This is a genomic window from Radiobacillus kanasensis (assembly GCF_021049245.1).
Taxonomy (GTDB): domain Bacteria; phylum Bacillota; class Bacilli; order Bacillales; family Amphibacillaceae; genus Radiobacillus; species Radiobacillus kanasensis.
Genome location: NZ_CP088020.1, coordinates 403,613 through 429,300, shown reverse-complemented (window position 1 = coordinate 429,300; position 25,688 = coordinate 403,613). Strand labels below are relative to the sequence as shown.

At 39.6% G+C, this 25,688-nt stretch carries 27 protein-coding genes; 5 read left to right on the top strand and 22 right to left on the bottom strand.

Going from position 1 to position 25,688, the window contains the following annotated elements; genetic code table 11:
- Positions 1 to 3 precede the first annotated feature (3 nt).
- The 7 genes from KO561_RS02275 to acpS form a co-directional block, all read right to left on the bottom strand.
- Complete coding sequence (locus tag KO561_RS02275) at positions 4 to 873, bottom strand: RsbT co-antagonist protein RsbRA (RefSeq protein ID WP_269140684.1); 870 nt, start codon at positions 871 to 873, stop codon at positions 4 to 6.
- 392 nt (positions 874 to 1,265) lie between these two features.
- Positions 1,266 to 1,616 (bottom strand): type II toxin-antitoxin system PemK/MazF family toxin, encoded by a 351-nt coding sequence (locus tag KO561_RS02270; RefSeq protein ID WP_231095551.1) that lies wholly within the window; start codon positions 1,614 to 1,616, stop codon positions 1,266 to 1,268.
- A gap of 4 nt (positions 1,617 to 1,620) precedes the next feature.
- Positions 1,621 to 1,896 (bottom strand): CopG family ribbon-helix-helix protein, encoded by a 276-nt coding sequence (locus tag KO561_RS02265; protein WP_331000821.1) that lies wholly within the window; start codon positions 1,894 to 1,896, stop codon positions 1,621 to 1,623.
- 189 nt (positions 1,897 to 2,085) lie between these two features.
- Positions 2,086 to 3,204, bottom strand: coding sequence for an alanine racemase (gene alr / locus KO561_RS02260; RefSeq protein WP_231097029.1), 1,119 nt, complete (start codon positions 3,202 to 3,204; stop codon positions 2,086 to 2,088).
- Between the two features lie 125 nt (positions 3,205 to 3,329).
- Positions 3,330 to 4,349, bottom strand: coding sequence for a LolA family protein (locus KO561_RS02255; protein WP_231095549.1), 1,020 nt, complete (start codon positions 4,347 to 4,349; stop codon positions 3,330 to 3,332).
- Positions 4,350 to 4,397: 48 nt separating this feature from the next.
- Positions 4,398 to 5,918, bottom strand: coding sequence for an NAD(P)H-hydrate dehydratase (locus KO561_RS02250; protein WP_231095548.1), 1,521 nt, complete (start codon positions 5,916 to 5,918; stop codon positions 4,398 to 4,400).
- Between the two features lie 89 nt (positions 5,919 to 6,007).
- On the bottom strand, positions 6,008 to 6,364 hold the full coding sequence (gene acpS / locus KO561_RS02245) for a holo-ACP synthase (RefSeq protein WP_231095547.1): 357 nt from the start codon (positions 6,362 to 6,364) through the stop codon (positions 6,008 to 6,010).
- A gap of 168 nt (positions 6,365 to 6,532) precedes the next feature.
- Between acpS and KO561_RS02240 the strand changes: the two genes are divergently transcribed.
- Both KO561_RS02240 and KO561_RS02235 read left to right on the top strand, forming a co-directional pair.
- Positions 6,533 to 7,297 (top strand): rhomboid family intramembrane serine protease, encoded by a 765-nt coding sequence (locus KO561_RS02240; RefSeq protein ID WP_231095546.1) that lies wholly within the window; start codon positions 6,533 to 6,535, stop codon positions 7,295 to 7,297.
- A gap of 578 nt (positions 7,298 to 7,875) precedes the next feature.
- Positions 7,876 to 9,099 (top strand): IS110 family RNA-guided transposase, encoded by a 1,224-nt coding sequence (locus KO561_RS02235; RefSeq protein WP_231093844.1) that lies wholly within the window; start codon positions 7,876 to 7,878, stop codon positions 9,097 to 9,099.
- Between the two features lie 688 nt (positions 9,100 to 9,787).
- On the opposite strand, the gene KO561_RS02230 is transcribed toward KO561_RS02235, so the two are convergent.
- The 12 genes from KO561_RS02230 to KO561_RS02180 form a co-directional block, all read right to left on the bottom strand.
- Positions 9,788 to 11,260 carry a PH domain-containing protein gene (locus KO561_RS02230; RefSeq protein ID WP_231095545.1) on the bottom strand — a complete coding sequence of 491 codons (1,473 nt, stop codon included), beginning with the start codon at positions 11,258 to 11,260 and terminating at the stop codon, positions 9,788 to 9,790.
- Entirely contained in the window at positions 11,250 to 11,738 is a 489-nt protein-coding gene (locus KO561_RS02225; RefSeq protein ID WP_231095544.1) for a PH domain-containing protein, read from the bottom strand. The genes KO561_RS02230 and KO561_RS02225 overlap by 11 nt, the downstream gene beginning before the upstream one ends.
- Positions 11,739 to 12,080: 342 nt before the next feature.
- Complete coding sequence (locus KO561_RS02220; protein ID WP_231095543.1) at positions 12,081 to 13,550, bottom strand: degradosome RNA helicase CshA; 1,470 nt, start codon at positions 13,548 to 13,550, stop codon at positions 12,081 to 12,083.
- Between the two features lie 432 nt (positions 13,551 to 13,982).
- On the bottom strand, positions 13,983 to 14,687 hold the full coding sequence (locus KO561_RS02215) for an alpha/beta hydrolase (protein ID WP_231095542.1): 705 nt from the start codon (positions 14,685 to 14,687) through the stop codon (positions 13,983 to 13,985).
- Positions 14,688 to 14,803: 116 nt separating this feature from the next.
- Positions 14,804 to 15,211, bottom strand: a complete 408-nt coding sequence (locus KO561_RS02210) for a YppG family protein (RefSeq protein WP_231095541.1) — start codon at positions 15,209 to 15,211, stop codon at positions 14,804 to 14,806.
- 56 nt (positions 15,212 to 15,267) lie between these two features.
- Positions 15,268 to 15,513: a glutaredoxin family protein gene (locus KO561_RS02205; protein ID WP_231095540.1), complete on the bottom strand. Its 246-nt coding sequence runs from the start codon at positions 15,511 to 15,513 to the stop codon at positions 15,268 to 15,270.
- A 365-nt stretch (positions 15,514 to 15,878) separates the two neighbouring features.
- Positions 15,879 to 17,750: a ribosomal protection-like ABC-F family protein gene (gene abc-f / locus KO561_RS02200; RefSeq protein ID WP_231095539.1), complete on the bottom strand. Its 1,872-nt coding sequence runs from the start codon at positions 17,748 to 17,750 to the stop codon at positions 15,879 to 15,881.
- Between the two features lie 236 nt (positions 17,751 to 17,986).
- The gene (locus KO561_RS20480; protein WP_331000820.1) at positions 17,987 to 18,085 is read right to left on the bottom strand and encodes an RAxF-45 family protein; all 99 of its coding nucleotides are present in this window, start codon (positions 18,083 to 18,085) and stop codon (positions 17,987 to 17,989) included.
- Between the two features lie 47 nt (positions 18,086 to 18,132).
- The gene (locus KO561_RS02195; protein ID WP_231095538.1) at positions 18,133 to 18,606 is read right to left on the bottom strand and encodes a MarR family winged helix-turn-helix transcriptional regulator; all 474 of its coding nucleotides are present in this window, start codon (positions 18,604 to 18,606) and stop codon (positions 18,133 to 18,135) included.
- 61 nt (positions 18,607 to 18,667) lie between these two features.
- Positions 18,668 to 20,065 carry a hypothetical protein gene (locus tag KO561_RS02190; protein ID WP_231095537.1) on the bottom strand — a complete coding sequence of 466 codons (1,398 nt, stop codon included), beginning with the start codon at positions 20,063 to 20,065 and terminating at the stop codon, positions 18,668 to 18,670.
- Positions 20,062 to 20,754: an ABC transporter ATP-binding protein gene (locus tag KO561_RS02185; protein WP_231095536.1), complete on the bottom strand. Its 693-nt coding sequence runs from the start codon at positions 20,752 to 20,754 to the stop codon at positions 20,062 to 20,064. The genes KO561_RS02190 and KO561_RS02185 overlap by 4 nt, the downstream gene beginning before the upstream one ends.
- 101 nt (positions 20,755 to 20,855) lie before the next feature.
- On the bottom strand, positions 20,856 to 21,221 hold the full coding sequence (locus KO561_RS02180) for a cupredoxin domain-containing protein (RefSeq protein WP_231095535.1): 366 nt from the start codon (positions 21,219 to 21,221) through the stop codon (positions 20,856 to 20,858).
- Positions 21,222 to 21,391: 170 nt separating this feature from the next.
- Here KO561_RS02180 and KO561_RS02175 point away from each other — a divergent pair, with 170 nt between their 5' ends.
- On the top strand, positions 21,392 to 22,051 hold the full coding sequence (locus tag KO561_RS02175; protein WP_231095534.1) for a VOC family protein: 660 nt from the start codon (positions 21,392 to 21,394) through the stop codon (positions 22,049 to 22,051).
- A 700-nt stretch (positions 22,052 to 22,751) separates the two neighbouring features.
- Here KO561_RS02175 and KO561_RS02170 read toward each other — a convergent pair.
- From KO561_RS02170 to KO561_RS02160, 3 genes are read right to left on the bottom strand one after another with little or no spacing between them, the layout of a single operon-like run.
- Complete coding sequence (locus tag KO561_RS02170; protein ID WP_231095533.1) at positions 22,752 to 23,246, bottom strand: GNAT family N-acetyltransferase; 495 nt, start codon at positions 23,244 to 23,246, stop codon at positions 22,752 to 22,754.
- Positions 23,247 to 23,303: 57 nt separating this feature from the next.
- Entirely contained in the window at positions 23,304 to 23,624 is a 321-nt protein-coding gene (locus KO561_RS02165; protein WP_231095532.1) for a thioredoxin family protein, read from the bottom strand.
- Positions 23,625 to 23,682: 58 nt separating this feature from the next.
- Entirely contained in the window at positions 23,683 to 24,495 is an 813-nt protein-coding gene (locus KO561_RS02160; protein ID WP_231095531.1) for a DUF368 domain-containing protein, read from the bottom strand.
- A gap of 160 nt (positions 24,496 to 24,655) precedes the next feature.
- On the opposite strand from KO561_RS02160, the gene KO561_RS02155 reads away from it, so the two are divergent.
- Together KO561_RS02155 and KO561_RS02150 are read left to right on the top strand one after the other, a co-directional pair.
- Positions 24,656 to 24,991 (top strand): PadR family transcriptional regulator, encoded by a 336-nt coding sequence (locus KO561_RS02155; protein ID WP_231095530.1) that lies wholly within the window; start codon positions 24,656 to 24,658, stop codon positions 24,989 to 24,991.
- A complete protein-coding gene (locus KO561_RS02150) occupies positions 24,988 to 25,659 on the top strand; it encodes a DUF1129 family protein (RefSeq protein ID WP_231095529.1) in 672 nt (223 codons plus the stop codon). The genes KO561_RS02155 and KO561_RS02150 overlap by 4 nt, the downstream gene beginning before the upstream one ends.
- Positions 25,660 to 25,688: the final 29 nt, after the last annotated feature.

Sequence of the window (25,688 nt, the reverse complement as noted above, 5' to 3'; positions counted from 1 at the left end):
GTTTCACTCCCTATCCAGAGAACCTAGTATTTTTTCTATTCCCTCATTATTTTTATTAATGTCATAGATTTTTCGGTTTGTTAATTCTAGCGCTGATTGGAATCCTTTACGCAATGAACTCTTCGTTGGGAATTTTCCTAGGTCAATGCCAAGGTTAACAATCGTTTGGGCAATTTCCGGACGAATTCCTACTAAGATACAAGTGGAGCCTATTAGCCGAACAGCCTCTGCCGCTTGAATAATGTGATGTGCAACCATAGTATCTACAACTGGAACACCTGTGATATCAATAAGCACGACCTCTGCATTGTGCTTAATGACTCCGTCCAATAAGTTTTCCATAATAAGTTTGGCTCTTTCCGTATCAATCGTACCGATTAATGGCATAATTGTAATATTGTCCATAACTGGAATTAAAGGAGCAGAAAGCTCTTGCAACGCAACTCGTTGAAGGGAAACAATGTTCTCCCAACTACCAGAATATTCGTTCACCAACTGGTTTATGATAGGGTCAACCCACTTATCTACCGCTTCTGTAACTTTCGAGAAAAATTCAGAGTTTACTTCTTGCGATTCATTTAATAAGTAATTAATCGTTACTCGTCTAAAGGATTGTAAGCCGTCTGTTAAGTAGCTTAATGGCCAACCTAAATGAATCAGACGTTCAGAAAAACTTTCTAGTTCTTTCGTTGTTCCTTCGTTTTCAACGCTCGTAAAGATAATGTTTACAAATTCTCGATTCGTATTGTTAAATAATTCATTGGAAATAGTAGAGGTATAATCACTCTCTCTATTTTTAGATACTTCTTCTAACCACATCTTCACGATCGCATCACTGTTATCTAATACAGCACTTGTAAATTCCCTATTCAATTCCGTAACCCCCCTGTTTTGATTAAGCTTAATGGATACATGGCATAAAATACTTATGTAATTGTTATTTTTTCAATCACTCTATTATATCAAAAGGTTGGAACCTCTTCCTAACGATATCAATATGAGCTATACACAGTGAGGAACTCCTTATGTAGATATATATTCTTAAGCGGAATTTAGAATTATAGAAAAGAAACGCAGACTAAGTTGATTTCCGCTGCGGGTAGTCGCTTTCCGTGGGCACGGCTCAATGCGAACCCACGGAAAGCGAAGTATATTTCCAAAGTTACTGCAATCCACCTCCTACAACCAAAAAAAGCCCTTGTCTAATATAGGACAAGGGCTCTTGGTTGAGAATTAACATTTAGATGCATAACCAGTTTATAAGATTAAAAATCAGTTAATCCAAGGCTTATTTCTAGAGCCTTGTTAATGTTTTCCATCATATGTTGGTCAAGCTGTGTAATCTTATCAGTCAGTCTTTGTTTATCAATGGTTCTTATTTGTTCTAAAAGAATTACAGAATCCCGTTCAAATCCATACTTCTGCGCGTCAATTTCAACGTGAGTAGGTAGTTTCGCTTTTTGTATCTGCGCGGTAATTGCTGCAACAATAACCGTTGGACTAAAACGATTACCTATATCGTTTTGCAGCACCAGTACTGGACGGACGCCCCCCTGCTCGGAACCAACAACAGGAGAGAGATCGGCGAAATAAACTTCGCCTCTTTTAACAATCAAAACATTACACCCCGCTCACTAAGCGTTCAAGGGTGGTTTCGGCCTCCTCTTCAGCCTGAAAGGCTTCTGAAGCAATATTGAGATTTATCTTGGCCATTTCCATGTAGCCGCGCTGCATGGATTCCCGAATATGGCGTTTTTTCTTTTCACGCAAATACGATTTTGTTGCCTGGCAAATGAAGTCACTGAGATCACTGTTCTCATTTCTCATTAAGCCGTCCACCTCATTCAGTAGGTTTTTTGGTAGTCTAACTACAATTTCTTGCAAGCTCTCTGACAAAACCATACACCTCCAACAATCTACAAGTCCAGCCTGTAAAAATCCAACTTAATCATATCATTCTCTAAACGGCTTTGCAAAGGCATTTAAACAAGTTTTTTTCTTAACTCCACCCTAATTTGGAACGAAAGGAAAATCTATCCTATCTTTTTCCTAAATGGTGCCATTACATACCTTATTTTAGAAAAATTATGAAGAATAAACCCTAGGAACACGAGGACCGATCATACAGGGAATTTCATAGTTAATCGTCTCTAAATGATCCGCGAGCTCATCAATTGATATTTCTTCATCCCCTTGTTTTCCAATCAATGTAACATTCGTACCGATAGGATATTCCTTATCCAATCGAATCATACATTGATCCATACAAATTCTTCCGACAATGGGCATTCTTTTTCCTTCTACTAAAACATCCGAGCCTTGAAGCTTACGGATGTATCCATCTGCATAGCCAATTGGAATGGTTCCAATCCATTCTTCTTCTTCTGTCACATAAGTGGCACCATAGCTCACACCTTCACCAGGCGGAAGCTTTTTTACGTGAACCAATTTACTGTGCAGGGAGAAAGCTTGTTGGAGGTCAATTGGCTTCTCCTTTTTGACAGTGTCTGAGGGGTAGAGCCCATACATACTAACGCCGAAACGGGTGAAGTGTTGCATCTTTTCGGGAAATCTCATACTTGCCGCACTATTACCTGTATGAATAATAATGGGCTTGCTCCAGTTTTTTTCTAAACAATGCAAAAAGCTGTCTAATCGCTCCTGTTGTTTTTCAAAATAGGAATAATCTTGTTCATCCGCTGTAGCAAAATGAGTGAAGGCACCTTCTAATTCAAATGGTCCACTTTGAAGTTCATGCAAGAGTTCTAATAACTCTTCATTGGTTCGAACACCGAGCCGTCCCATACCAGTATCAAGCTTGATGTGTACCTTTACCGCACCATCTACCTGATTCTGTTTCACTTCGATTAGCCATTCTTTCTGATAGACCGTTAACGTAATATCATGAATGATTGCTACGCTTGCGTCTTCTGGTCGTGACCAACCCATTACAAGGAGAGGTGCTGTAAGCCCGGCTTTTCGAAGCTTTAACGCTTCATCTAAAGTCGCAACAGCTAAGCCTTTCGCACCAGCTTTTAAGGCTCTTTTTGCAACTTCGATATCGCCATGTCCATATCCATTAGCTTTTACTACCGCATATATTTTTGTATCTGTTAAGCGTTTTTGTAATTGATGGATATTATATTCTATTCGGGCAAGATCAATTTCAGCCCAAGTGTCTCGATAAAATTTTGTATCCTCCATCATTCCATCCATCCTTACTAAACATCATCTTTTACTTATTATTGACCCCTACTGATGTGTTGTCAAATCGAAAGAAAAAATAAAAGCAGACCCGATATGGTGAGCCTGCCTCATGGTTTTCTCTTTTATTTTACTTGTTGGCCTTGTACAGAACTTGCAACATCGACTAATTCACTCTTTGTTAACTCATCACTTGCTAAATAATAGTTAACGCCATTATAGCTCCACTCTAGAGATGAGGCTTTTAGTGCACCCATGGTGAACCCTAAACTCACTGGATCTCCATTCACTTGTTCTGGAGAAGCTGACGCCGGAGACGTTTCTACTTTTTCCTGCACGAGAGTAAAGTTTTTATCTCCTTTGTATGTTAGGATTACCCGTTTTCCGTTCTCTGTTTCTGTTTCACTAGTCTCAGCTAGTTCTGCACCCGCCGTTTCCATCGGATAAAAGACACTAAATTCTTTTACTTCTGATTCCTCTTGGGAAGCAGCTGGTACACCGAAAATTGAGCTTGTCATATTTTTCTCCACTTTGAATTCGTCTTTAGCAAATTCTGGGTCAAGCTTGAAAGCTGAAAACTTCACTTCAACCAACGGATTTTTATCCTTATCTAACACTTTAACTTTAGCAGGAGTGAAGGTTTTCTTATCGAAATAAATTTCTTGATATGGTAGGCTGTTGCTATTTTGATAATTAGTTGCTGTTTCAAACACATAGTGCTTATCTGTTGATTTAAACTCAGATTGAGAATCGTTTAGTACATCCTTCACCAATGATTGATATAAATATGGTTGGCTGCTGTTATCAGGCCATTTGCTTTGAAATTTGAAACTTTTATTCAAGGCAGGTGTTAAAACGAATACCCCATCATCATTTCGTAAAATGATTTGGCTACCTTCTTCGTTTTGTTCATTTTTCAACAGGACGCGGTAGTAATTCTTTTTCTTATGAGAAATCTCAATGTTATAGCTCTGGCTTTCTTTCCCTGTTTTCAAGCTCATTACCGCTTCTGCTTTGTATCCATCCATTTTCTCTAAGTTCTCTTCTAATTTTGACACTACATCTTCTTTAGACTTTTCCCCACATGCAGCTAGAATAAGGATCAACATTAAAGCCATTATCCCTACGCTGAGATACTTCCTCATGGTCACAACTCCTTTGTCTCATTTAACAAAGGGAACGAACACATTGAATTAGGGTGTAATTGTACGAAATACTTGTTTTAACCCACGAATTACGTCTGAAGCTAAAAGGTCCCTATTGGAATGATGGTGTTCTACTAAATAGTCGGCCGATTTCCCATGCAGATAACAACCGTTCGATAATGCTTGTTGGATGCTATCATGCTGCATCATCATCGTTAACAGAATTCCGGATAATGCATCACCACTCCCACCTTTCGCAAGTCCTGCGTTCCCGGTTTGATTCACCCACTGCTCACCAGTTGGGGTCGTCACAATGGTGAACGGTCCTTTCAGCACTAGATAAATGCCATATTCCATCGCAAAGGATTTAGAAATGGAAAAAGGACGAGCCAGAATGGAAGCAATGTCACTGTTGCTTAACATCGCCATTTCCCCAGGATGAGGTGTTAACACAGTTGGTTGATTCCGTTCTCTCAAGGATGATAAGTAGTTCCGGACATGGTGAAGTCCATCTGCGTCAATCAGAACAGGGCAATCCACTGATTCCACAACTTGTTTCGTTAACAGAGCTGTTTCCTCATCTCTTCCCATCCCCATACCAATCGCAACGGCGTCAAAAAGGCAAAGATCAAAATCCTGTGGTTGGATCCAACCGTTCCGACCTCTTAACTTCTGAAACGTTACTTCCGTAAGTTGGGCCGCAATCGAAGGTATTGCTTCTGCAACCGTACCAATGGTTATAAGACCACTCCCTGCTCTTAATGCTGCTGCACCTGTTAAGGCTACAGCACCCGGCATCGTATGAGAGCCTCCTATAATAAAACCTTTGCCATGTGTACCTTTATGCGAAAAGCATTCTCTATCCGGTAAGGTTTCCTGAACCTTTCCCTCAGACCAGATGGCCCGTTTCACATGTTGCCAGGCAGTGTTTGGAATTCCAATCTTTACAACTTCCCATCTACCGTAAAAGGAAGCGAATCGTTGAAGAAAGGTCGATAGCTTGGGCGCCTCAATGATATAAGTAATATCAGCTTGAATTGCTTTTCCATCGTGTTCCTTCTCTTCTTCTGCTGGTACGCCACTTGGAATATCTACGGAAATGGTCAGGCGATTACTACTGTTTACGAAGGAGCACACTTCCAAGATGGGACCTCGAAGGGCTCCCTTCGTTCCGATTCCAAGCATGGCATCTACCCATACATCCGTTTCTTTTTCCAGCGTTTCCATAGAGAAATGTTCGCTCCAATGAATGAGCTCTCCACCAACAGCAAGAAAAAGTTTTTTGTGATAGTGGGCATCTCCTTGTATTCGGTCATTCGGTACAAGCTGTAAGATCTTAACGGAATAACCAAGATTCATCATGGTTCGCCCAATAACGAAGCCATCACCACCATTATTGCCACTTCCTACAAGCACAGTTATCCGTTCCTGACTGGAGGAAAGCAGATCATCTAGTCTGCGCGAGATTTCACGGCCGGCATTTTCCATGAGAATTTTACCGTCTATTCCATACTCTTCGATTGTCATGCGGTCTATTTCGTACATTTCTTTTGCGGTAACAATGTGCACTCCGTTCCCTCCTACCCGCACTAAAATATATGAGACAAACTAGTTGAATATGCAGACTAGCCTGACAAGCTACTATTTTTTCTTCCAAACTATTGCTGTTCTAATATGACCTGCGATACCGCATAGTCCATACTGTGCGAAATAGAAACCCATATTTGGAAGCTTGTCTTATCACACGTAAGATATGGTGCTCCCTTGTTATCGTTGTAAATCTCGATATCTTGGAAACCTAGCTTCCCTAAGCCTGTACCCATCGCTTTTGAAAAAGCTTCTTTTGCAGCAAATCGCCCTGCGACAAACTCTACTTTTCTTCTATGTGTAGATAAGTTTTCATATGCCTTTCGCTCACGCTCAGTTAGTATCCTTTCTACAAACCGATCATTTTGCTTTATACTATTATTAATACGATCGATTTCCACGATATCGATCCCGATTCCTTTAATCATAATCGTCTCACCTTTACATTAATTTAATGCTAGTATATCGAAAAAGTGAAAGAGCTTCTATGTTCGCAAGTTTGAGCGGTGGGAACAAGGGAAACAATGGAAAGAAATTAATGAGAATGAAAGAATAAGAATATAGATAAAAAAAGAGACAATCTGGAGGGAATAATCATGTTCGTACGAACGGAAAGCTTTAAACAATTTATCCGCCTTTATCCTATTGTGACTTCCCTAATCGCTATCCAGCTAGCTATTTGGGTTCTCATCCTTCTCTTTCCTTTTGGGGAAGATATCATTTACCAGTGGGGGGTAGGTTTTAACCCACTAATCCATGAAGGTCAATATTGGAGACTCGTCACCGCTATCTTCATCCATGATCCAAACGGCATCATGCACGTATTGTTCAACTGTTTTTCTCTTGTCCTATTTGGTCCCGCTCTAGAGCAGATGCTAGGCAAGTTCAAGTTTTTGTTCGTATTTCTTTTTACCGGTATATTTGGAAACTTTTTTACGTATATCATGGAACCAACGCAGTTCACCATTCACTTCGGGGCTTCTGGGGCCATTTATGGGATATTGGGCTTATATCTTTATATGATATTTTTCCGAAAACACCTTATTGATCCATCTAGCTCCCAAATCATTGTCGTAATCTTAGTGATCGGTGTACTCATGTCCTTTTTCCGACCAAATATTAATATAGCTGCCCATATATTTGGTTTAATTGGTGGATTTGCATTGGGTCCCATTATCGTAAAGAATGTTCAGGCCTTTAATCCTTGGAGAAAACGACGAGTTAGAGATGACTCCTCCGTTTCCTTTGACCCAAACCGTTGGAACAAAAGAAGGATTCCATGGAAAAAATATCTCACACCATTATTATGGGGACTTATCGTTCTACTCGGTCTGCTAGGGTTAATTGGCGGGATTCTTTAAAGCAAAGAGGCTAGAACAAAAGTATTTTAACCCTAATAAAATCCGAACTATGATTCAAAATTCATTCATTAGAATTCGAGTCAGTTCGGATTTTTCTTTTAGGATGCATTTGTTGATATTGTTCCTATTTTTATATAGACTGCGACGTAACTGCTATGTTGATTTCCGCTACGGACAGTCGCTTTCCGCGGGCAACGTCTCAGCCAGGCTACTACATCGAATAAGCATCTTTGCTGCCTTGCACCGAGGAAGCTTACTTCGAAGCGTTACTAGAAGACGCAGGTGCATCTTTTGGGGTCTTCGACTGTTGCTTTTCCCGCAGTCATTCATGTATCGCGAAAACAGCTATACACCACAGAGAATGAAAATAGTTATTGTGTGGCTATACTGATGCTACGGCTGGATGAGGAAGGTCGAGACTCCTTGGTGCGTGAGAGCCCTACCCGCAGTCTGACTCCTTCGACCACGGTGCATCACAGACTGTTGCTCCTTTTAAGGGAAGCACTCATGGTAGATTAACCCTATTCTGGTTGTTGCGCCAGCCTCCATTATTATTTGCCGTAGAAAGGATGTTTTCAATGGATGTAATCATTGAGAATGCTTGTGGTATGGATGTCCACAAGGATACCATTACCGCTTGTGCCATTACAACAGAAGGAAAGGAGATTGAAACTTTTTCAACTAAAACCATATATCTAATTGAGTTGGTGGACTGGGTGAAGAAACATAAGTGTACCCATGTGGCAATGGAAAGTACAAGTGTCTACTGGAAACCCATTGTCAATCTACTAGAAGCAGAAGATATTGAATATCTAGTTGTGAATGCTCAACACATTAAGGCTGTCCCCGGGCGTAAAACGGATGTGAAAGATGCCGAATGGATAGCCAAATTACTTCGTCACGGTTTACTTAAAGCTAGTTTTATTCCTGATCGAAACCAGCGAGAATTACGTGAACTTGTTCGTTATCGTCGAAGTATTATTGAAGAGCGTGCCAGACAATATAATCGGATTCAAAAAGTGTTAGAAGGAGCTAATATCAAACTTGGTTCTGTTGTTTCTGACATTATGGGAGTTTCTGCTCGTGATATGCTTCGATCCATATCCGAAGGAAATGATGATCTCGAAGAGTTAACAACCTTTGCGAGAGGAGTAATGAAGAAGAAAAAGGATGAATTGAAACTCGCACTTCAAGGGTATGTTCAAGAACACCAACGGTTCATGATAAAAACGATTCTAGATCATATCGATTTCCTGACGGATCAAATCGATAAACTAGATAAAGAGATAGCGAAAAGGATGGAAGACTCTCAAGAAGATATAGACCGTTTAGATTCCATTCCTGGTATTGGGAGAAAAATGGCGGAACAAATGCTTGCAGAGCTTGGTACAAATATAAAGGAGCAATTTCCTACTGCACCTCAAATGTGTTCATGGGCTGGATTAGTTCCTGGAAATAACCAAAGTGCTGGAAAACGTAAATCATCTAAAACGTTGAATGGAAACAAGTATCTTAAATCAGCACTGATTGAAGCAGCTCATTCTGTTCGAGGATCCAAAAACTACCTTGGTGCACTTTACCGGCGAACAGCTTCACGTAAAGGTAAAAAGCGTGCAGGAATCGTTGTAGCTCATGCGATATTACGAATCTCCTATTATCTCTTAACACGAAAAGAAATGTATGTAGATTTAGGAGAAGATTACTTCGACAAACAAAGACAACAATCCGTTGTTAAGCATTCACTACGAAGATTAGAGAGTTTAGGTTACACAGTGACAATTGTGGAACCAAAAGTGTCTTAAAATTAATCTCCAACTTCATTAGATCTTAGAATGTGGCGCTCTCCTCAAAAAAACGAATGAGCTGCGTCTACCTTAGTATTGCCATTTTTCCATATATTAGAACCTTATTTTCATGGTAGGAGTCGACTGCCCTCCACTCCAATCAACATGCCGTAAGCAGCTGACAAATAAGGTTCATAAAGCCATAAAGTTCCGAAGGTATAAAGTAATTTTTAATAATTATAAGTGAAGTGAAACCTTATTAAGTAGCGATTCATATTATCAGACTTATAATTTTTTGAATAGGGTTTCCAATTATTTAGAGGATTTAACCATCTGCTTTTGGCTACCAAGTTTACCAAATTAGAAATATCAACTTAGCGAAGGCAGAATACGGAGACTCCTGCGGGAACAGCGCGAGCCGAAGATCCCGCAGGACAAGGAAAGCTTCTTAGAATAAACATCGCACGCAGAAAAAGCGGGTTTCTTTTTCAAGGAAGTGGGGTTCTTCCGAGGAAGCTGAGGCCGTGCCCGCGGAAAGCGAAGTATTCTGCCAGAGCGCCGGCATCAGGTTTCACATCATTATTTTTTTCATAAAATTTTTAATTAGAGTTGTGTCGCATTTTATATCAACTGTGAATGAAGGCCCAACCATTGAAACGTACACTCTACACTTCTATCTGTAATCGTTCGTCTTTAGAGTGGGAGCTTATAGTTTTGCCTCAGCTTCTTTTTCTTTTCTCTGAAAGGAATACCAGTCGAACACCTCTGCCACCTGCTTTTCGTCCCCATCTTTATAAGAAAAAGTTTTTCCGATTCCACTAACTGCTGCTACAGAACACTTCAATGTTTTCAAGGATTGACGTTGTTGCAAATAATGATCGGATGTTGTTAAAGACTGAATTCTTTTTCGATACAGTATGACAGTGTTTTTCCCAATAACTCGATATCGTAATGTTAGCTTATCTCCAGCAATATTAAATCCACTATCTTTATATTGGAACAATCCCAATAAGAAGGCGAGCAATAAAAGGACAATTCCAATCCAACTGTAGGATGGAAAAAAGTAAAACGTTGGGATGGATCCAATGATGACAGGTGCTATCATTCGAAATAAAAATCGTCTTCTAGATCGTTTCGGTAAGGTTTGATTAACGAACTCAGGCTGATAATCCGGAACAAACTGCTCGACAAAAGATGCCACTTCGGCCTTTTTTAATAATGGAAACAGTAATACGGAAGTTCCTCCATTTGCACCCATACTTCCACCGACAACTTCTGCATGAATGGTAACGTACCCTATCCATTGGCGGAGTAAATCCTCTCGAACACTGATCGCTTGAATCCGTTTAGTGGCTAGTGTCAGCTGTTTTTTCTCCAAGAGTCCGTGAGAAATCTGCAAATCATCTTCCGACTTTTGAATAGTAAAGGAGCTATATTTTAGCAAGGAGCCTAATGCTGCAGTCCCCCATAATAGAATTCCAGTTACTCCAGCTAATAGGATTAGAAACGGTATGCTCAGATGAATAACCCAATCGAATACATTCTCATAGATTCGATCGGGCAGCACTTGACCAAATTGAGGTAAGATCAACGCAGCAAAGGAAAAGAACACACCAAAGCCGTTTGTTGTAGTAGCCGCGAGCAGTAGTCTTCTTGTTGATATTGTTTTAGAATTCTTTGTGAGGACTTCCTTTTCCGCTTCCTCTTCTTGTTCTTGATTATCGGTTTTTAGCTGTAAGGACTCTCGCAATTCGAAAGCTTTGTCTCTCGTTACAGCGCTCAACACCGCTTCCGCTTTCGCACCTAAATCTCCTCCTGCTGTTTGCACTTCTACCTTTGCTAATTGGAAGATTCGATGAACAATTCCTTCTGACACATCGATGGATTGAATTCGGTTAAAGGATATTGTCCGCTTCTTCTTTACGAAAATACCACTATCAATCCTTAAGTGGTCATGCTCTACTGTATAGGTGAATCGAAACCATTGGATGACACTAAAAAGAAGGATAAATAGGATAAACAGACTAGCATACAAAATTTCGAACCAAAAGCCACCCAAATTAATATTCTTGAAGGTAGCCAAAAAGCCGAGGATTGCTCCTAAGAAAACCTCTCGGAATATCTTTACAAAATTAAATAGTATAGCTGCTTTATGCAACCGATTGGCATTAGACATCATCTTCATCCACCCTAGCTAGTACGGAAATACGGTCTCTCAATTCATAGGCTTCTTCTTCCTTCAGCGCAGGTATTTCATGCTTCGTTGCCGCTGTTGATATCGTTACAGTCGCTAAACCAAACTTCTTCAATATGGGACCTTGCTTTGTGTCCACATGCTGGACACGGATCATTGGAATAAGTGTCCGCTTAATGATGAGCAGTCCGTGTTCAATATCGACTTCCTGCTCAAACACCTGATATCTCCACCTTTTCCAATTCACATTCGGTACTACAAGGATGGTTATGAAGGAAAGGATTAGCCATACCAGAAAGCTACTTATAAATACCCACATTGGTACAGGTAGATCGAATATAATACGGCTAAGGACGACCCCTGTGATGATTAAACATAGGAAAACGAAAGATGGAATAATAGCATAAATTCGCCACACTTGTATAGCTTCTGTTGCTAGGTTATTTATTGGTCTATGTCGCATATTTCTCTCCTCTCTTTTACGGAATGGTTGTTATGAGGGAATCTTGGACCCGGAATAGGAGAATTAGGCTTATTCCCTGGCGATGATGGACTAGATTCTGGCGCTCACCTGAATATTTGGCGTCTCCGTTACCCAAATAAATACTTCTCAACTTAATACGAATCACCTCGATAATTCGTTTCATCCATTAAGAAAAGCCAAGTGAGGAGTTTATTTCCAGGGAGCCGATAACTACTTCGAGCTAAATCTTTTTTTCTTTGAGTAATATCCCGAAAAGGAACCAACTTATAAATTCTGATAATTATACAAAAACTCCCTGACATTGGCCAGGGAGTGGTTTAATTAATCTTTTTTAGATTGGAAGTTGGAGCTACCACGTTTATTTTGAAACTTTCTATTTCTTTGTGGTTTGCCACCTTTTCGATTAAAGTTTCGTTTGTTATCGTTACGGAATTTCTTCTTGCCTTTATCTTTATAAGCCGGTTTAACACTTACCGGTGCTACGGAGCTGATCGTAACAGGTGCATTGCGACGACCACCTTTCGTTAGCATCTTCAGCGCAGCTGCTACAACCGTTACAGAATCGTATTGATTCAAAATTTCCGTTGCAGACTCCCGATATGCATCTAACTCTTGTTTTTCAATGGTGGACGTTAATTTATCCAATGTAACTTGTTGTTGACCACGTCTCGCTTCATCCATAGACGGAGCTTGCATGCGTTTGATCTTTCCTTTGGTTACTTTTTCAATTAAGTGCAAATGTGGCACTTCTCTTGGAGTAATAAAGGAAACTGCTTCTCCACCTTTCCCAGCTCTTCCTGTACGACCGATACGGTGTACATAGCTTTCTGGATCTTGTGGGATATCAAAATTGTACACATGGGTAACACCAGAGATATCTAGACCTCTCGCTGCCACATCTGTTGCAACAAGAATTTCTATTCTACCGTTTTTAAACTTGTTTAAAACTGACATTCTTTTTCCTTGCGTTAGATCGCCGTGAATTCCTTCCGCTCTAAATCCACGAGCATGCAATCCTTCTGTAACCTCGTCTACACGTTTTTTCGTACGTCCGAAAATAATTGCTAATGTCGGTGCATGGATATCAAGAAGGTTGGTCAGCGTATCAAATTTCTGTTTTTCGTGTACTTCTACAAAGTATTGATCGATATTCTCTACCGTCATTTCCTTCGCTTTGATCTTTACCTCTTCCGGCTTTTTCATTAACTTTGTTCCGATATCACGAATCTCTTTCGGCATCGTTGCGGAGAAGAGAAGCGTTTGACGTTCTTCCGGAATCGCTTTTAAGATATCACGAATATCATCAATAAAGCCCATGTTTAGCATTTCGTCCGCTTCATCCAATACTGCTGTATGAACACTACCGATGTTGATTGTTTTTCTGCGGATATGATCTAAAAGACGTCCAGGTGTAGCTACGACGATTTGAGGACCTTCTCGAAGTGCTCTAATTTGACGGTCCATATGCTGACCACCGTAGACAGGTAATGTACGAATCCCTTTAAATTGTCCTAGACGATGAATTTCTTCACCTACTTGAATAGCTAGCTCACGCGTTGGCGCAATAACAAGCCCTTGGATTTTTTTCACGTCTTTGTCGATTTTTTCAATCATTGGAATACCGAACGCAGCTGTTTTACCAGTACCTGTTTGAGCTTGTCCAATGACATCTTTTCCTTCTAATCCTAACGGTATCGTTTGCTCTTGGATTGGAGTTGCTTCTTCAAACCCCATCTTTTCCAATGCTTTCATTACCGGTTTTGAAATTCCTAATGAACTAAATGTTGTCACTATCTTTTCAGACTCCTTCTATACTTAAATCTCTATTTTTCTATGCGTAGCAAATCACCTTTTCATACCGAGCAAGCCTATTAAAGACAATTGGTTAACAGACTCCAACTAGGCTGATGAATAACTTACAACGTAACTAGCCCTTTATTACATGAAAAAAGCCTTCCTTCATTTTTTGAAGAGGCCTAAGGCAAGCATTCATTAGATTTCTACATCTTACCACACTCTTACTAGTAATTCTACCTATAACAGGAACGATTTTCAAACAATCGATTCTGCACATCCTAATTAGTAGGAAGTCGGTATGAAGATGCAACTGAATCGCTAAAAAGAAATAACGGCCTCTAAGTTCTTTATTATTTCTATTTTTCGATGAAGCAACAAAAATATACAAATATTGTTTTGGTAGAGAGTGCCGTTATTCCTTCCTAACTAAGGATTGGAAACTTTGTCCTTAGGATTCAAAAATGAGTAGATGGATTTGAATATCTCATCCTTTTCTTCTCCTAGACAGAGTAGGTGCTTAGACTTTTGGAACAACACGAGCTGAGTGGGGGATGGGATCTCTTTTTCTAAGTAATAGGCAGATTTCACCGGAACCATTCCATCTCTTTGTCCTTGAGCAATTAAAACAGGGCAATCTAAGGAGCGTATATAAGGCTTCGTGTACTGCATACATTTCCAAAACTCTATAAAGGCTTGAAACGGAATTAACCCTCTTTTTTCTTTTATGCGTTGGTAATGCTCGTTTTCCCCCAAACAACCCTTACATCCGTCTTTGATGAACGAAAATATATCCCTTGCCATCTGTGTCAGGCTAATATATTTACGCGATGCGGATAGGAGCACTAATTTGTCTACTTTGTACTTTGCCGCTAAGTAGGCCGCAATCATTCCTCCCATAGAAAAACCAACAATATAGACAACATCACAATCTTTTTTCAGCTCTTGAATGGTTTGTTCTGCGGAAGCAATCCATTGTTGGTAGGTTCTATTTTTCAACGATAATAATCTCCCATGACCTGGTAATGTCGGGACGCGTACATCCCAATTGGTTCTAGTTTGAAGAAAATTCGCGACAGGTGCTACCTCATATGGCCCACCTGTAAACCCATGGATACACATACAACCAATCATCGATCTTTCTCCTTTTCTTATTTTCGGTTAGTATTTCGTATTACACCAATTTCATGAATGGTAAAATCCACTGAAAAAGATAAAATCCCTGTCAAAAGTGACAAGGATTAAGAGTGTTATTTCAAACCTTTAAATATTGTTCCGAATTCTTTAACAATCGGGGACACTTGTTTCACCGTACTGGAGATTTGACCAAATGTCGAAAACATCTTATCATAGTCTAGCTGTCCGTTCTCATCTTGAAAATATTGCATAATCCCATTCGGCGGGTTCCCATATTGTCCCGGTTGAGGTTGCTGAAAGTAGCTACCCCAGTTATTTGGTTGCTGCGGTTTTTGGTAAAACTGGTATGGAGTCATTGGGTAAGGACTTCCCTTCGGCTGTTGCGGTGGATATGATGGATGCCAACCGGCGGGAGTTCCTTTTTGCTTTCCATTCATAGGATAATTCGCCTGAGAATAAGGAGAATAAAAAGGTCCCCGTTTCGACTGAAAGTTAGAATTCGGCGCTCTCCATTGCGTCATAGGAACACCTCGTTTACTACAAGTTATTCCCTATATATTATGCACATACGACTGATTCAGTGACCTACGATTCCTAATGTTTGCTTTAATCTTCTTTCTTGAAAGCCTAATACGATATCATCATCTTTAAAGACGGCAGGTGTACCATATACCTTGTTCTTTTGTAGTTCACGAAAATATTCTTTATTTTCGTTTATATTTTTTTCGATAAATGGCACACCCCAATCTTCTAAGTGATTTATGACTTTTTTGCACTCGCCGCATCCATTGCTTACATAGACAACAACATTTTGCTTTGTCATAGGTGAGCCCCCTTGTGATTCTTCTATTTATAGTTTGTAATTACCCGTATCTTTCCTATTTAAACCTGGTAATGACAGTTTTTCCGTACTTTGTACCTATTAATCCCTGTTATTAGCATATGCAGGCCTGCATTTCCCGTTACGTCTATGTTCAAAAGAAAAAGACACTTATTCATCCCAAAATAAGTGTCTTTCTAGTTCTAACCTGATTCCGTACGAAACAGACTAGTTCATTTGAGCATACATCCCATTCATGCTCAAATCCTATTTAACTATACAGAGCAGAGACATCCCAATCTCTATCTAGATAGTATCATAATACTTTTATATTGTAAGTGATTTTTGTCACTTCCTCTACTGGTTAATTATTCCATTGAAAGATACCACGCCTCATACTTAGCTTCTAACAATTTTTCCAATTCTTGCAAACGTTCCGTAAACAGTAATTGATGCGTTTGATCAGACGATTGACTATGTTTATTTTTTGTATTTTCTATTTCTTTTTCGAGAGTAGAGATAACCATTTCAAGATCCTCTTCTTGCGGCGACTCCTCATCTCTCGCAATTTTTTCCTTCAAAGGAAGCTTAGACTCCTGAGCCTTTTTCTGCTTGCCCTTTTCCATCCGTTCTTTCCATCTCATATGCGTATCTGCGTATGTTCCCTGATAGCGATACAGCTTGCCATCGACAAGGTATGCTGTTTCCTCAAAACATTGGTTGAGAAAGCTACGATCATGAGAAATACCGATAACGGTCCCATCGTATTTCTGAAGAGCTTCCTCCAACACTTCTTGAGATTCCATATCAAGGTGATTCGTCGGTTCATCTAAAACGAGAAGGTTCACTTTTTGATGCATAAAAATGGCTAGTTTTAGCCTCATTCTTTCCCCACCGCTTAGTTGACCAAGCTTCCGAAATACCGAGTATCCATAAAACATGAATGTCGCTAAAAATTGTCGAGCTTCTCCTTCGGTAATTCGAACTTCACTACGAAAATAATCCATTAAGGACTGATTCGGATCCATTTCTTGTAAAGGATTTTGGGGGAGATAGCCAATGTTTACCTGTGAACCTATTACGACCTCGCCACCTGATTGCTTTTCCTGATTCATCAAGATTTTTATTAACGTACTTTTTCCACACCCGTTGTTCCCGACTATAGCGAGTCTTTCTTTGTGTCGAAGGTGTAAATCCGCTCCTTTAAGTACGGCCTTGGGTCCGTATCGTTTCTGAACATCCTCACACTTCAAAACATCTTTCCCACTTCGTTCATTAGCAGAAAGGGAAAGTCTCATTTTTGTCGGGTCGATTTCTGGACGGTCTAGCTTTTCCATTCGTTCCAATGCCCGCTCCATACTTTTCGCACGCTTAAATAGCTTTTCATTCGGTGGATTTGCTTCATTGGCCCATTGTCTTAATCGCCGAATTGCTTCCTTTATTTTTTTGATTTTTTTCTGTTGTTCTTGATAAGCTGCAAATTCCTGTAGGAGCTTCTCTTCCTTTTGCTTCACAAAGGAAGAGAAATTTCCGGGAAAATAGGTAATTTCTCCATTTTCTAGATCGGCTACCTTCGTAATCGTTTCATCAAGGAAAAACTTATCGTGTGATATGATGCAGACCGCTCCACGATATTGTTTCAAATACTCCTCCAACCACTCAATCGCTGTTATATCCAGGTGATTTGTCGGTTCATCTAGTAACAACAAATCAGGAGCCTGTAATAAGATTTTCGCCAGACCTGCCTTTGTCTTTTCTCCTCCACTTAGCTGGTCAAAGGAATGCTCAAGCAAATCTTCCATGTTCAATCCAGTTGCCACCCGATCAATGTTTGCTTGGAGGTCATAGCCTCCCATTGCTGAAAACTCTGTTTGTATTCTTCCGTATTCTTCTAATATTTGTTCCATGCGAGTGTTATCTTTCATGTTCTCTTCTAACTCTGTCATACGTCGCTTTAAAGCATTCGCTTTCTCAAAGCTTGCTTCTAAAAATTCCCGAACTGTTTTGTCTGGAAAGCTTGGGATTTGCTCTAAATAGCCAATTTCTGTTCCTTTTTTAATAAACAGATCTCCACTTTCAAAGTCTTCTGTTTTAGCAATCATTTTAAATATGGTCGTTTTTCCACTACCATTTCTGCCAACTAGCCCTACTTTTTCACCATGCTTTATTTCGAAGTGAAGATCCTCAAATAAATAACTTCCACCCATGATTTTTTTAATATTTTTTAATGTAATTAACATGTCATAACGCTCCTCATTCGGGTGACAGGCACCACCCGGTTTTTGTCAAAAAAAGTCGAAAAAAGCCATAGGTAGCATCACCTATGGCTGAAAAGATTTTGGAGATAGATATAGAGATAGTGGGTTACCACCAATCTATTGCACTACTCCCATAAAAAAATCCACACGTCATGTGTGGATTTTTTCACGCTCTTCTTTTATGTTTAGGGAAAAATGATCCTACACTGTTTTTCTATTCAGTTACTAAAAAAGGGCATACGTATCCCGTTAGTAACCAAATCATGAAAAATTGCACGCAAGTAATAAAGTGCTTCGTGCAAAACAGTGCTAGTCATGTTCTCCCCTCCTTTTAAAATAAGTTAATATTATTATACCGAATTTTCTATCCTTTTTCTACCTTTAATTGATTGGCGTGTAGCCCAAGTTGTTTTAATAAGTCAATCGCTTGACGCTTCTGCTCATCCGACAATCCACCCGTGATTTTTTCAATTTGTTTCCAATGATCGGGGAAAATTTCATTCAGAAGTTCCTTCCCTTTTTCCGATATCGAAGCATACGTAATTCTTCGATCCGTTTCACTAGGCTTTCGAATGAGGTATTCTTTAGATTCCAACTTGTCCACGACATATGTAATACTTCCACTAGCTAGTAGAATTTTATCTCCAATCTTCTGTAAAGGCTGATCCCCCTGGTGATAAAGCAATTCCAGAACCCCAAATTCTGTGGGATTCAATCCTTTTTTTCGTATATCTACTTCTACTTGGTCTGCAATCGAACGATATGCTTTAGATAGTACTACAAATAATTTCAAGGAAGGATCTTGCTTTTTTTGTTCATATTGTGTTTCTTGATCCATGAGCGCTTCTCACTCCCTTTATCTCAAATTAAACGTATTATAGTGAAACGATGATTTTCTGTCAAACTCTGCTTTGATCTTTATAGTCCCTCCATATAGAGAAAACAGCAAGAAGTCCACAAGCGGATAGCCATGGGTATAGCGTGCTCCCCATTACTGCAGCAAACAAGACAATAATAATTGTTCCAGTTATATAGGCTGGCATTTTGTTTTGCTTCGTCAAAACGCGTATCGCTTCTCTTACTTGCAGTTTGACAAAATAAACGGCCACGATTCCATAAAAAGCGAGTAGAATGGGTAACCATAATTTTACGTCCAACATCCAATATAGCACATTTCCGATAAGCAGTAAGAGAACAAGCCCCACTATTCCAACGTATGCGAAATAGGAAGAGGTCCATGCACGTATGTCCCACGGTAATGTGATGAGTAGTCTATCTGTAAAATGTGAAAGGAACAAGCTTTGGGTCATCTTCCCAAAAACAAAGATGGATAGTCCTACTCCAATCCCCATAAGCAAATCTGATTGTAGACTAAGAACCACACTTAGCAGCAAAACAATTCCGATCGTCTTCAAGACATACTCGATTTTTTCTCTAAAAAACACCATCCACATTTTCTTATATATGTCGTCTGACTCATACGGGAATGGTTGCTTTTGTTTTTTCTTCCTACGTTCACTTTGAAGAAATCCGAATTGGCGCTTCGGTTTAATTTCCATCTTAGACATCCGACTGACAAACCACATATTCCAGACGATAAAGTCATTCGTTTGCGCAATTTTGAGCCAATTAGCCCGCAATATACTCCGTCTTAGAAAAAACTGAACTAATCCTAAACCTACAATTAATATGGGAACGAGGGGAATGGACTGGTCCAGGATAACGGATAAAATACTAACATTAAAAAGCGCTACAAGGATTGTCACTTTCGGAATCCACCCGTACTGAAATAAAACCCACTGCGGCACGGTCATCAAAACATGAGTAGCCCAAGTTAACCCGACAACCCAAAGGATCGTTTGACCAGAAATTGGCGTCAGAATATACACGAGGGTAGCACCAACTAAGCACAGAACCGTAAACTTCAACCATTTTTCTATAACCACACAAAACCATAGTTGTCTTAGTGAATAAGGAAGTAAGCTAAGCTGGAGCTCCGCACTCGAGAACAATACTCCTGGTCTTGTAAACGAACCCATGACGTACCTTAAAATAAATACAATGATGAGGTTTTGCCCATTAGCTTTCACCATTTCTTCTGCAAGAAGAAATTGATTCTGATACTGCTGTAGCATGTCATAGGCAATAAATAGACCCATGATTAGAAATAGTCCAAAATATATGGAAATCGTTACATCAAAACTAACGCCAAGAGCTAGCTTATAGATTTTTTTCTTTTTCTTCCAACGATTCTTTTTTAAATCGATATATGCTGAAACCGTAGGAGAAGCCATCATGACTCATTTCTCCTTGCAAGCTCTTGAAAGTTTTCAATTGGTCCTTGATCGATAATACTTCCGTGTTTTAACATGACGAAGTGATCAGCAATTTCTTGGACCTTCTCTAGTTGATGGGTTGTTAATAGAATACTAGTTCCTTCTTGCGCCTTTCTTTTCATAACACCTTGTAAATATTCCATCGCGTAGTGATCTAATCCCATAAACGGTTCATCAATCAAAAGTAGAGGAGTATCTGGTAACAACGCACAAATCGTTTGCACTTTTTGGCGCATCCCTTTGGACAATGCCTCTGGATATTCATCCATCTTATCTTTTATCTCAAAATCTTCTATGTATGTAGAAACGCGCTCTTCAAAAATATCCTTCTTCATCTGATAGCTTTTAGCATATAACTGAAAATGTTGGTAGACCGTTAATTCAGAAAGCAATAATGGCTCTTCCGGCAAGTAGGAATACTGCTTCTTAAATTCGAGAAAATGCTCCTCCTGGGACTGACCATTAATCAATATCATTCCTTTTTGTTTTTCCTGCCAACCAATGATTGTTTTCATAATGGTCGATTTCCCGGCCCCATTATGACCGATCAAAGCAGTAACAGAACCGTTACCTGTAGAAAAATCAATGTCTTTTAAAATCGGTGTATCTCTTATTTGAACCGATACATTTTGCATCTCTAGTACTGCCATGAAAACCCTCCCCTTTTATTATATAACGATTAAATGGGAGGGTTGGTTCCAAAAATCAACAAAAAACACAGAAACCGGGGTTCCTGCGTTTTAATGAATCTTTATTGTACAATCAATGTTGCTTGCATTTCAGCATGTCCTGTTCCACATGGAATGCTACATCTAATCGCGTATTCACCTGGTTCTTCTGGTGTAATCGTCTTTGTTCCGTCTCCTTCAATGTTCACGTCCAGCTCTGGAATCATAAGACCATGCATGCCTTCTGCGCTTGCAAATTCAATGTTAACAGGCTCTCCTGCTTTTACCGTATATTCCTCTTTGTCAAATTTAAAGTTAGTAGCTTCAATTTGAACCGACTTGTCCGCTTTTTCCGCAGATTCGCTTTCGGAAGATTCATCTCCACCACCACAAGCTGCCAATAGGAATACAAAGCTTAATATTAAAATGGATAGTACAAACTTTTTCATTGTTCTTCCTCCTCGCCATTTAGACTCATTAAAAGTATAACGCTTCTTCTACTTGCATAAACTACGATTTTATGAAAATTTCATGAAGTTTTGTCTATAATACTAGGTCATTTTCTTTCCTTCAGGGGGAATTAGTCTTATGATGGAAGGAGAAAAAGGAGGGAATCATAATGCTTGCCTTTGATCATATCGTATATGCAGCAGCAGATGCAGAAAATGCTCAGAAAGAATATTCCGTTAAAAGAGGTCTACTCACTACGAAAGGCGGAAGCCACGAAGAGTGGGGAACCTACAATTATTTATGCTACCTATATAATGATAGCTACATAGAGTGGCTTTCCATTTCCGACGAAGAAAAGGTTTCTAAAAGTGATAATCCGCTCATTCAGCAGTTGTATCAAGCACTTAACCAGGGGAAGTCTGGTGGAATCCAATTCGCGTTACGAACAACGGAGTTAGACTCATTTATCGATCACTTCCAGGCTAAAGGTATTGCTTACGAAGGACCGTTTGAAGGAAGTAGAAAAAGACCAGACGGTTCTATATTAACGTGGAGAATGTTGTTTCCTAACTCCGATTCAACTAGTGAAACGTTGCCGTTCCTCATTGAATGGGGGGATGAGATGAATAAACCACAAAACCCTTCCTTTATTAATCGAGAAAAATTTACCACGATTCACTTAGGAACAACGGATCTTACGAAAACGGTAGAAAAACTAACAGAGATTTATCAAATCAAGCCAACAAAGGAATTTGAGTTCCCACTAGAGAACGGCACCTTGATCGTTCGCGAAGGAAATGGTGCTAGGATTACAACAGAAACGATGTAAGGAAAAGTGAGGCTGAGACAAAAGTGGTTTAATCCAAATAAAATCCGAACTATGATTCGATATTTCATTCATTAGAGTTCGAATTCAGTTCGGATTTTTCTATTTGGGTGCTTTTGTAAATATTGTTGCAAATTTTATATATACTCCGACGTAACGAAATAGGGACTCGTATATACTTTATCAAGTTGACTGCTAATGCGGCGCTGTGGAAAAATACTCGCTTTCCGTGGGGAACGCCTCAGCCTCCTCGCTCGCAAAGAACGCTCACTGTGGGGTCTTCAACTGTTCCTTTCCCACAGGAGTCTCGCATTTTTCCGCAGCTTAGTACGGAGTTCTTTTCAAGTCAGAGGTGTTTCTTGGTCTACTTATTTTATTGGTGTTAATAACAATAAATACCTACAAGCGTAGGCAGAATACGTAGACTCCAGCGGGAACAGCGCGAGCCGAAGATCCCGCTGGAAGTGGTGTTCTTCCGAGGAAGCTGAGGCCGTGCCCGCGGAAAGCGAAGTATTCTGCCGGAGCGTGGCATTTAGGCTAAACTTGACTTATTAGTAATTATCCAAAAGATCGTTACGTCGCATTTTTCTATCAAGAATGAACGAAAACCCAACCACCGAAGAGCGACATTCTACACTTCCTATTGTGTAATCGTTCGTCTTCATAATGGGAAATTATGGTTTTTCTCCAACCCCATTTCTTATTACACTTTTTTCTCATAATACAGCAGGGAATCCTCTTTTTCTGGAACAAGTCGTTTTTCCACAAACGTGTACCCATGACGTGCAAACAGCTTTTGTGCATATGTATTTTTAGAAAATGTATCTGTCTTTAGATAGCGAAGTCCTTTATCAATACTGACTTCTTCTGCTTTTCGAAAAAAGGCATCGGCTATTCCCTTCCCTCTTGCCTCTGGATGAACCGCTAACCTCTTCGTTGTAATAGCCGGGGCATCACTCGACCAAGAGATCTCGTGATATTCGCTATGCTCTTTCTCACTTATCGCGACTGCGCCTAGTACATGTTCATCTTCTTCATATACATACAGCTCTTGTTTGTCCAGGTCTCCTTGAAAGTTTTCAGCAAGTGGGTACGTGTTATCCCATTGAAAATTCCCTTGACCATTCATCACTTCTACGGAGGCACTCACCACTTCCATGATGGCAGGTAAGTCCTTCAGTTCTGCTAACCTAATCAATCTAATCCCCCGCTTTCTCGTTAAAGAAAAAGACTCCCTTTCCATGGGAGCCCTTGTTTAGCCTAACTGCTGATGTAAAAATTCAGTTACTTCCTCTGGAGTTTTTGTATAAGCGCTATGCTGGTGTGCTAGCTTTTCTCCGTTTTGGAAAATCAGAATGCTCGGAATTCCCATTACATCAAACCGCTCGGCTAAACCCTTCACTTCATCACTATTTACTTCATACCAATCATATTGGTTAAATTCTTCTAAAATATCTCCAATGAACATATCCATTCGTTTACAATCTGGACACCAGTCGGCGAAAAACTTTACGATGACAGGCTTGTCAGAATTGATGACATCATTAAACTGTTCTGTGGATGTTATAGCTTCCATGTTGGAACAACTCCTTTCATGACAGCAATTTACCACTGTCCACAAATAGAATCAAGCCTTAAGCCTTGTATTCTACTTTGCCCAAGAGATATGCAAGACCCAATCCAAGTGCAAAGGTTACCACACTTAGTATAATCGCGCCACCTGCAGGTACGCCTGGAAAAATGACCACAATGGATCCAATAACTAATCCAATGACAACTGCATATGTCCCTGTCGTAAAATTTTCTAAAAAGAAATGAATGATTTTACTCATCAGAACAATCCCAATCAAGATACCAACACCGACTACGGCGATGACATCAAGACGCAAGTCTGAAACAGCACTAATAATTGTGGAGTACACACCGATTATTAATAAAATGAACGAACCACTGATACCAGGGAGAATCATCGCACTACTCGCAATCATCCCAGAGAAAAACAAAAATAAATAAGATTGAAAGCTAAATTCGGTCATAGGTTCGGACTCCCCTGTTTGAAAAAACACCATGGACGCCACAATAGCAGCTCCTATCAACAGCAAAACAATATGTTGGAGCTTAAAGGTCCTTTTCGCTTCCGCTTTATGAAACAAGTAAGGCAAGACTCCAATAATCAGACCGAGGAAGAAAAATTTTGTCGGGCCTGGATAATGCTCAAATAACCATTCAATCACATGACTCAACAGTAAAATAGAGGCAACAATCCCCGCCCCTAACGGCAACAAAAAACCTAAGTGTTTTTTCCATTCTCGGCTAAAAAACCCGTTAATAGATTCAATTAGTTGATCATAAATTCCTAAAACAACGGCAATCGTACCTCCACTTACACCTGGGATCACATCACTAGCTCCCATAATCATTCCACGATAAATGTTTTTCCATTCCATTATGTATTATGCTCCTTTACACGCAACATTCTTCCATATCATAACAGAATTTTGTTGCCTTTTATACATTGTTCTTTTATACTCAACATAAGCTATCTTGTTTTGCAAGGTAGCTTATGTCAGACTAGCTACCTTGCAAAACAAGATAGGGGTGAAATGCTTGTCCTTACGTAGTCAAATACTGAAAGGAATACTGGAAGGCTGTGTGTTAGCCATCATAGAACAACAGCCCACCTATGGATATGAATTGTCCTTACGCTTACAGGAAAACGGACTAACGGATATTAGTGAAGGCTCGATTTATCCTATTCTTCTTCGCCTTCAGAAAGAACAATTGATTAAAGGAACATTACAAGAATCAGAAACCGGACCAAAACGAAAATATTATTCTCTTACAGAAAAAGGACTTCAAGCCCTTGATGACTTCCTGGCTCAATGGAACAGTATCCAACCACCAGTGGAGAACATTTTACAAAAAAGGAGTGAAAACTCATGAATGCAAAGGAGCTTATTCAACTCAACAACGAAAAAAGAGAATCATTAAATGAGGAAAATTTAGCTTACTATGAAGATATGCTCTTATATATCCGAGCAACATTCAATCGTTCGGAGCAACATACCGAAGAGTTATTAATGGAGCTTCTAGATCATCTACTTGATGCACAATCCAATGGAAAAACAGCAACGGAAGTTTTTGGAGATGATCCAAAGTCTTATTGTAAGGAAATGATTAAAGAACTTCCAAAGGAAAAAAAGATAAGTAGTGCAATTTTTATTTTTTACTTAGCATGCTACGGATTAGCTTGGGCTAGCATTCCATATGGAATCATTAGTCTCTTCTTAGATACACCTGCTGATTCCGTTCAACTTGGATCCGCGGCTATAATCGTTACGGTAAATGCTCTACTAATGGTGTTTTGCGTATTTCTAGTTTTTAAACTAATAGGTTGGACGACGTACAATCAAATTCATAAAGTCCTTGAACTCTTTTTATATATGCTCGTATTTATTTTATTTGTTGTCGGAGGGTTGTTCTTATCTAGAAGTATTCCATCATTCGGACCAGCAATCACGTTATCTCCACTCATCTATATCGTTATTGGTGTGATTCTATTCGGCATTTCCTATGTATTGAATAAAGCCTTTAAAATTACGAAAGCGTAAGAAAAACGAGTTTAAACCTTCACGTTTAA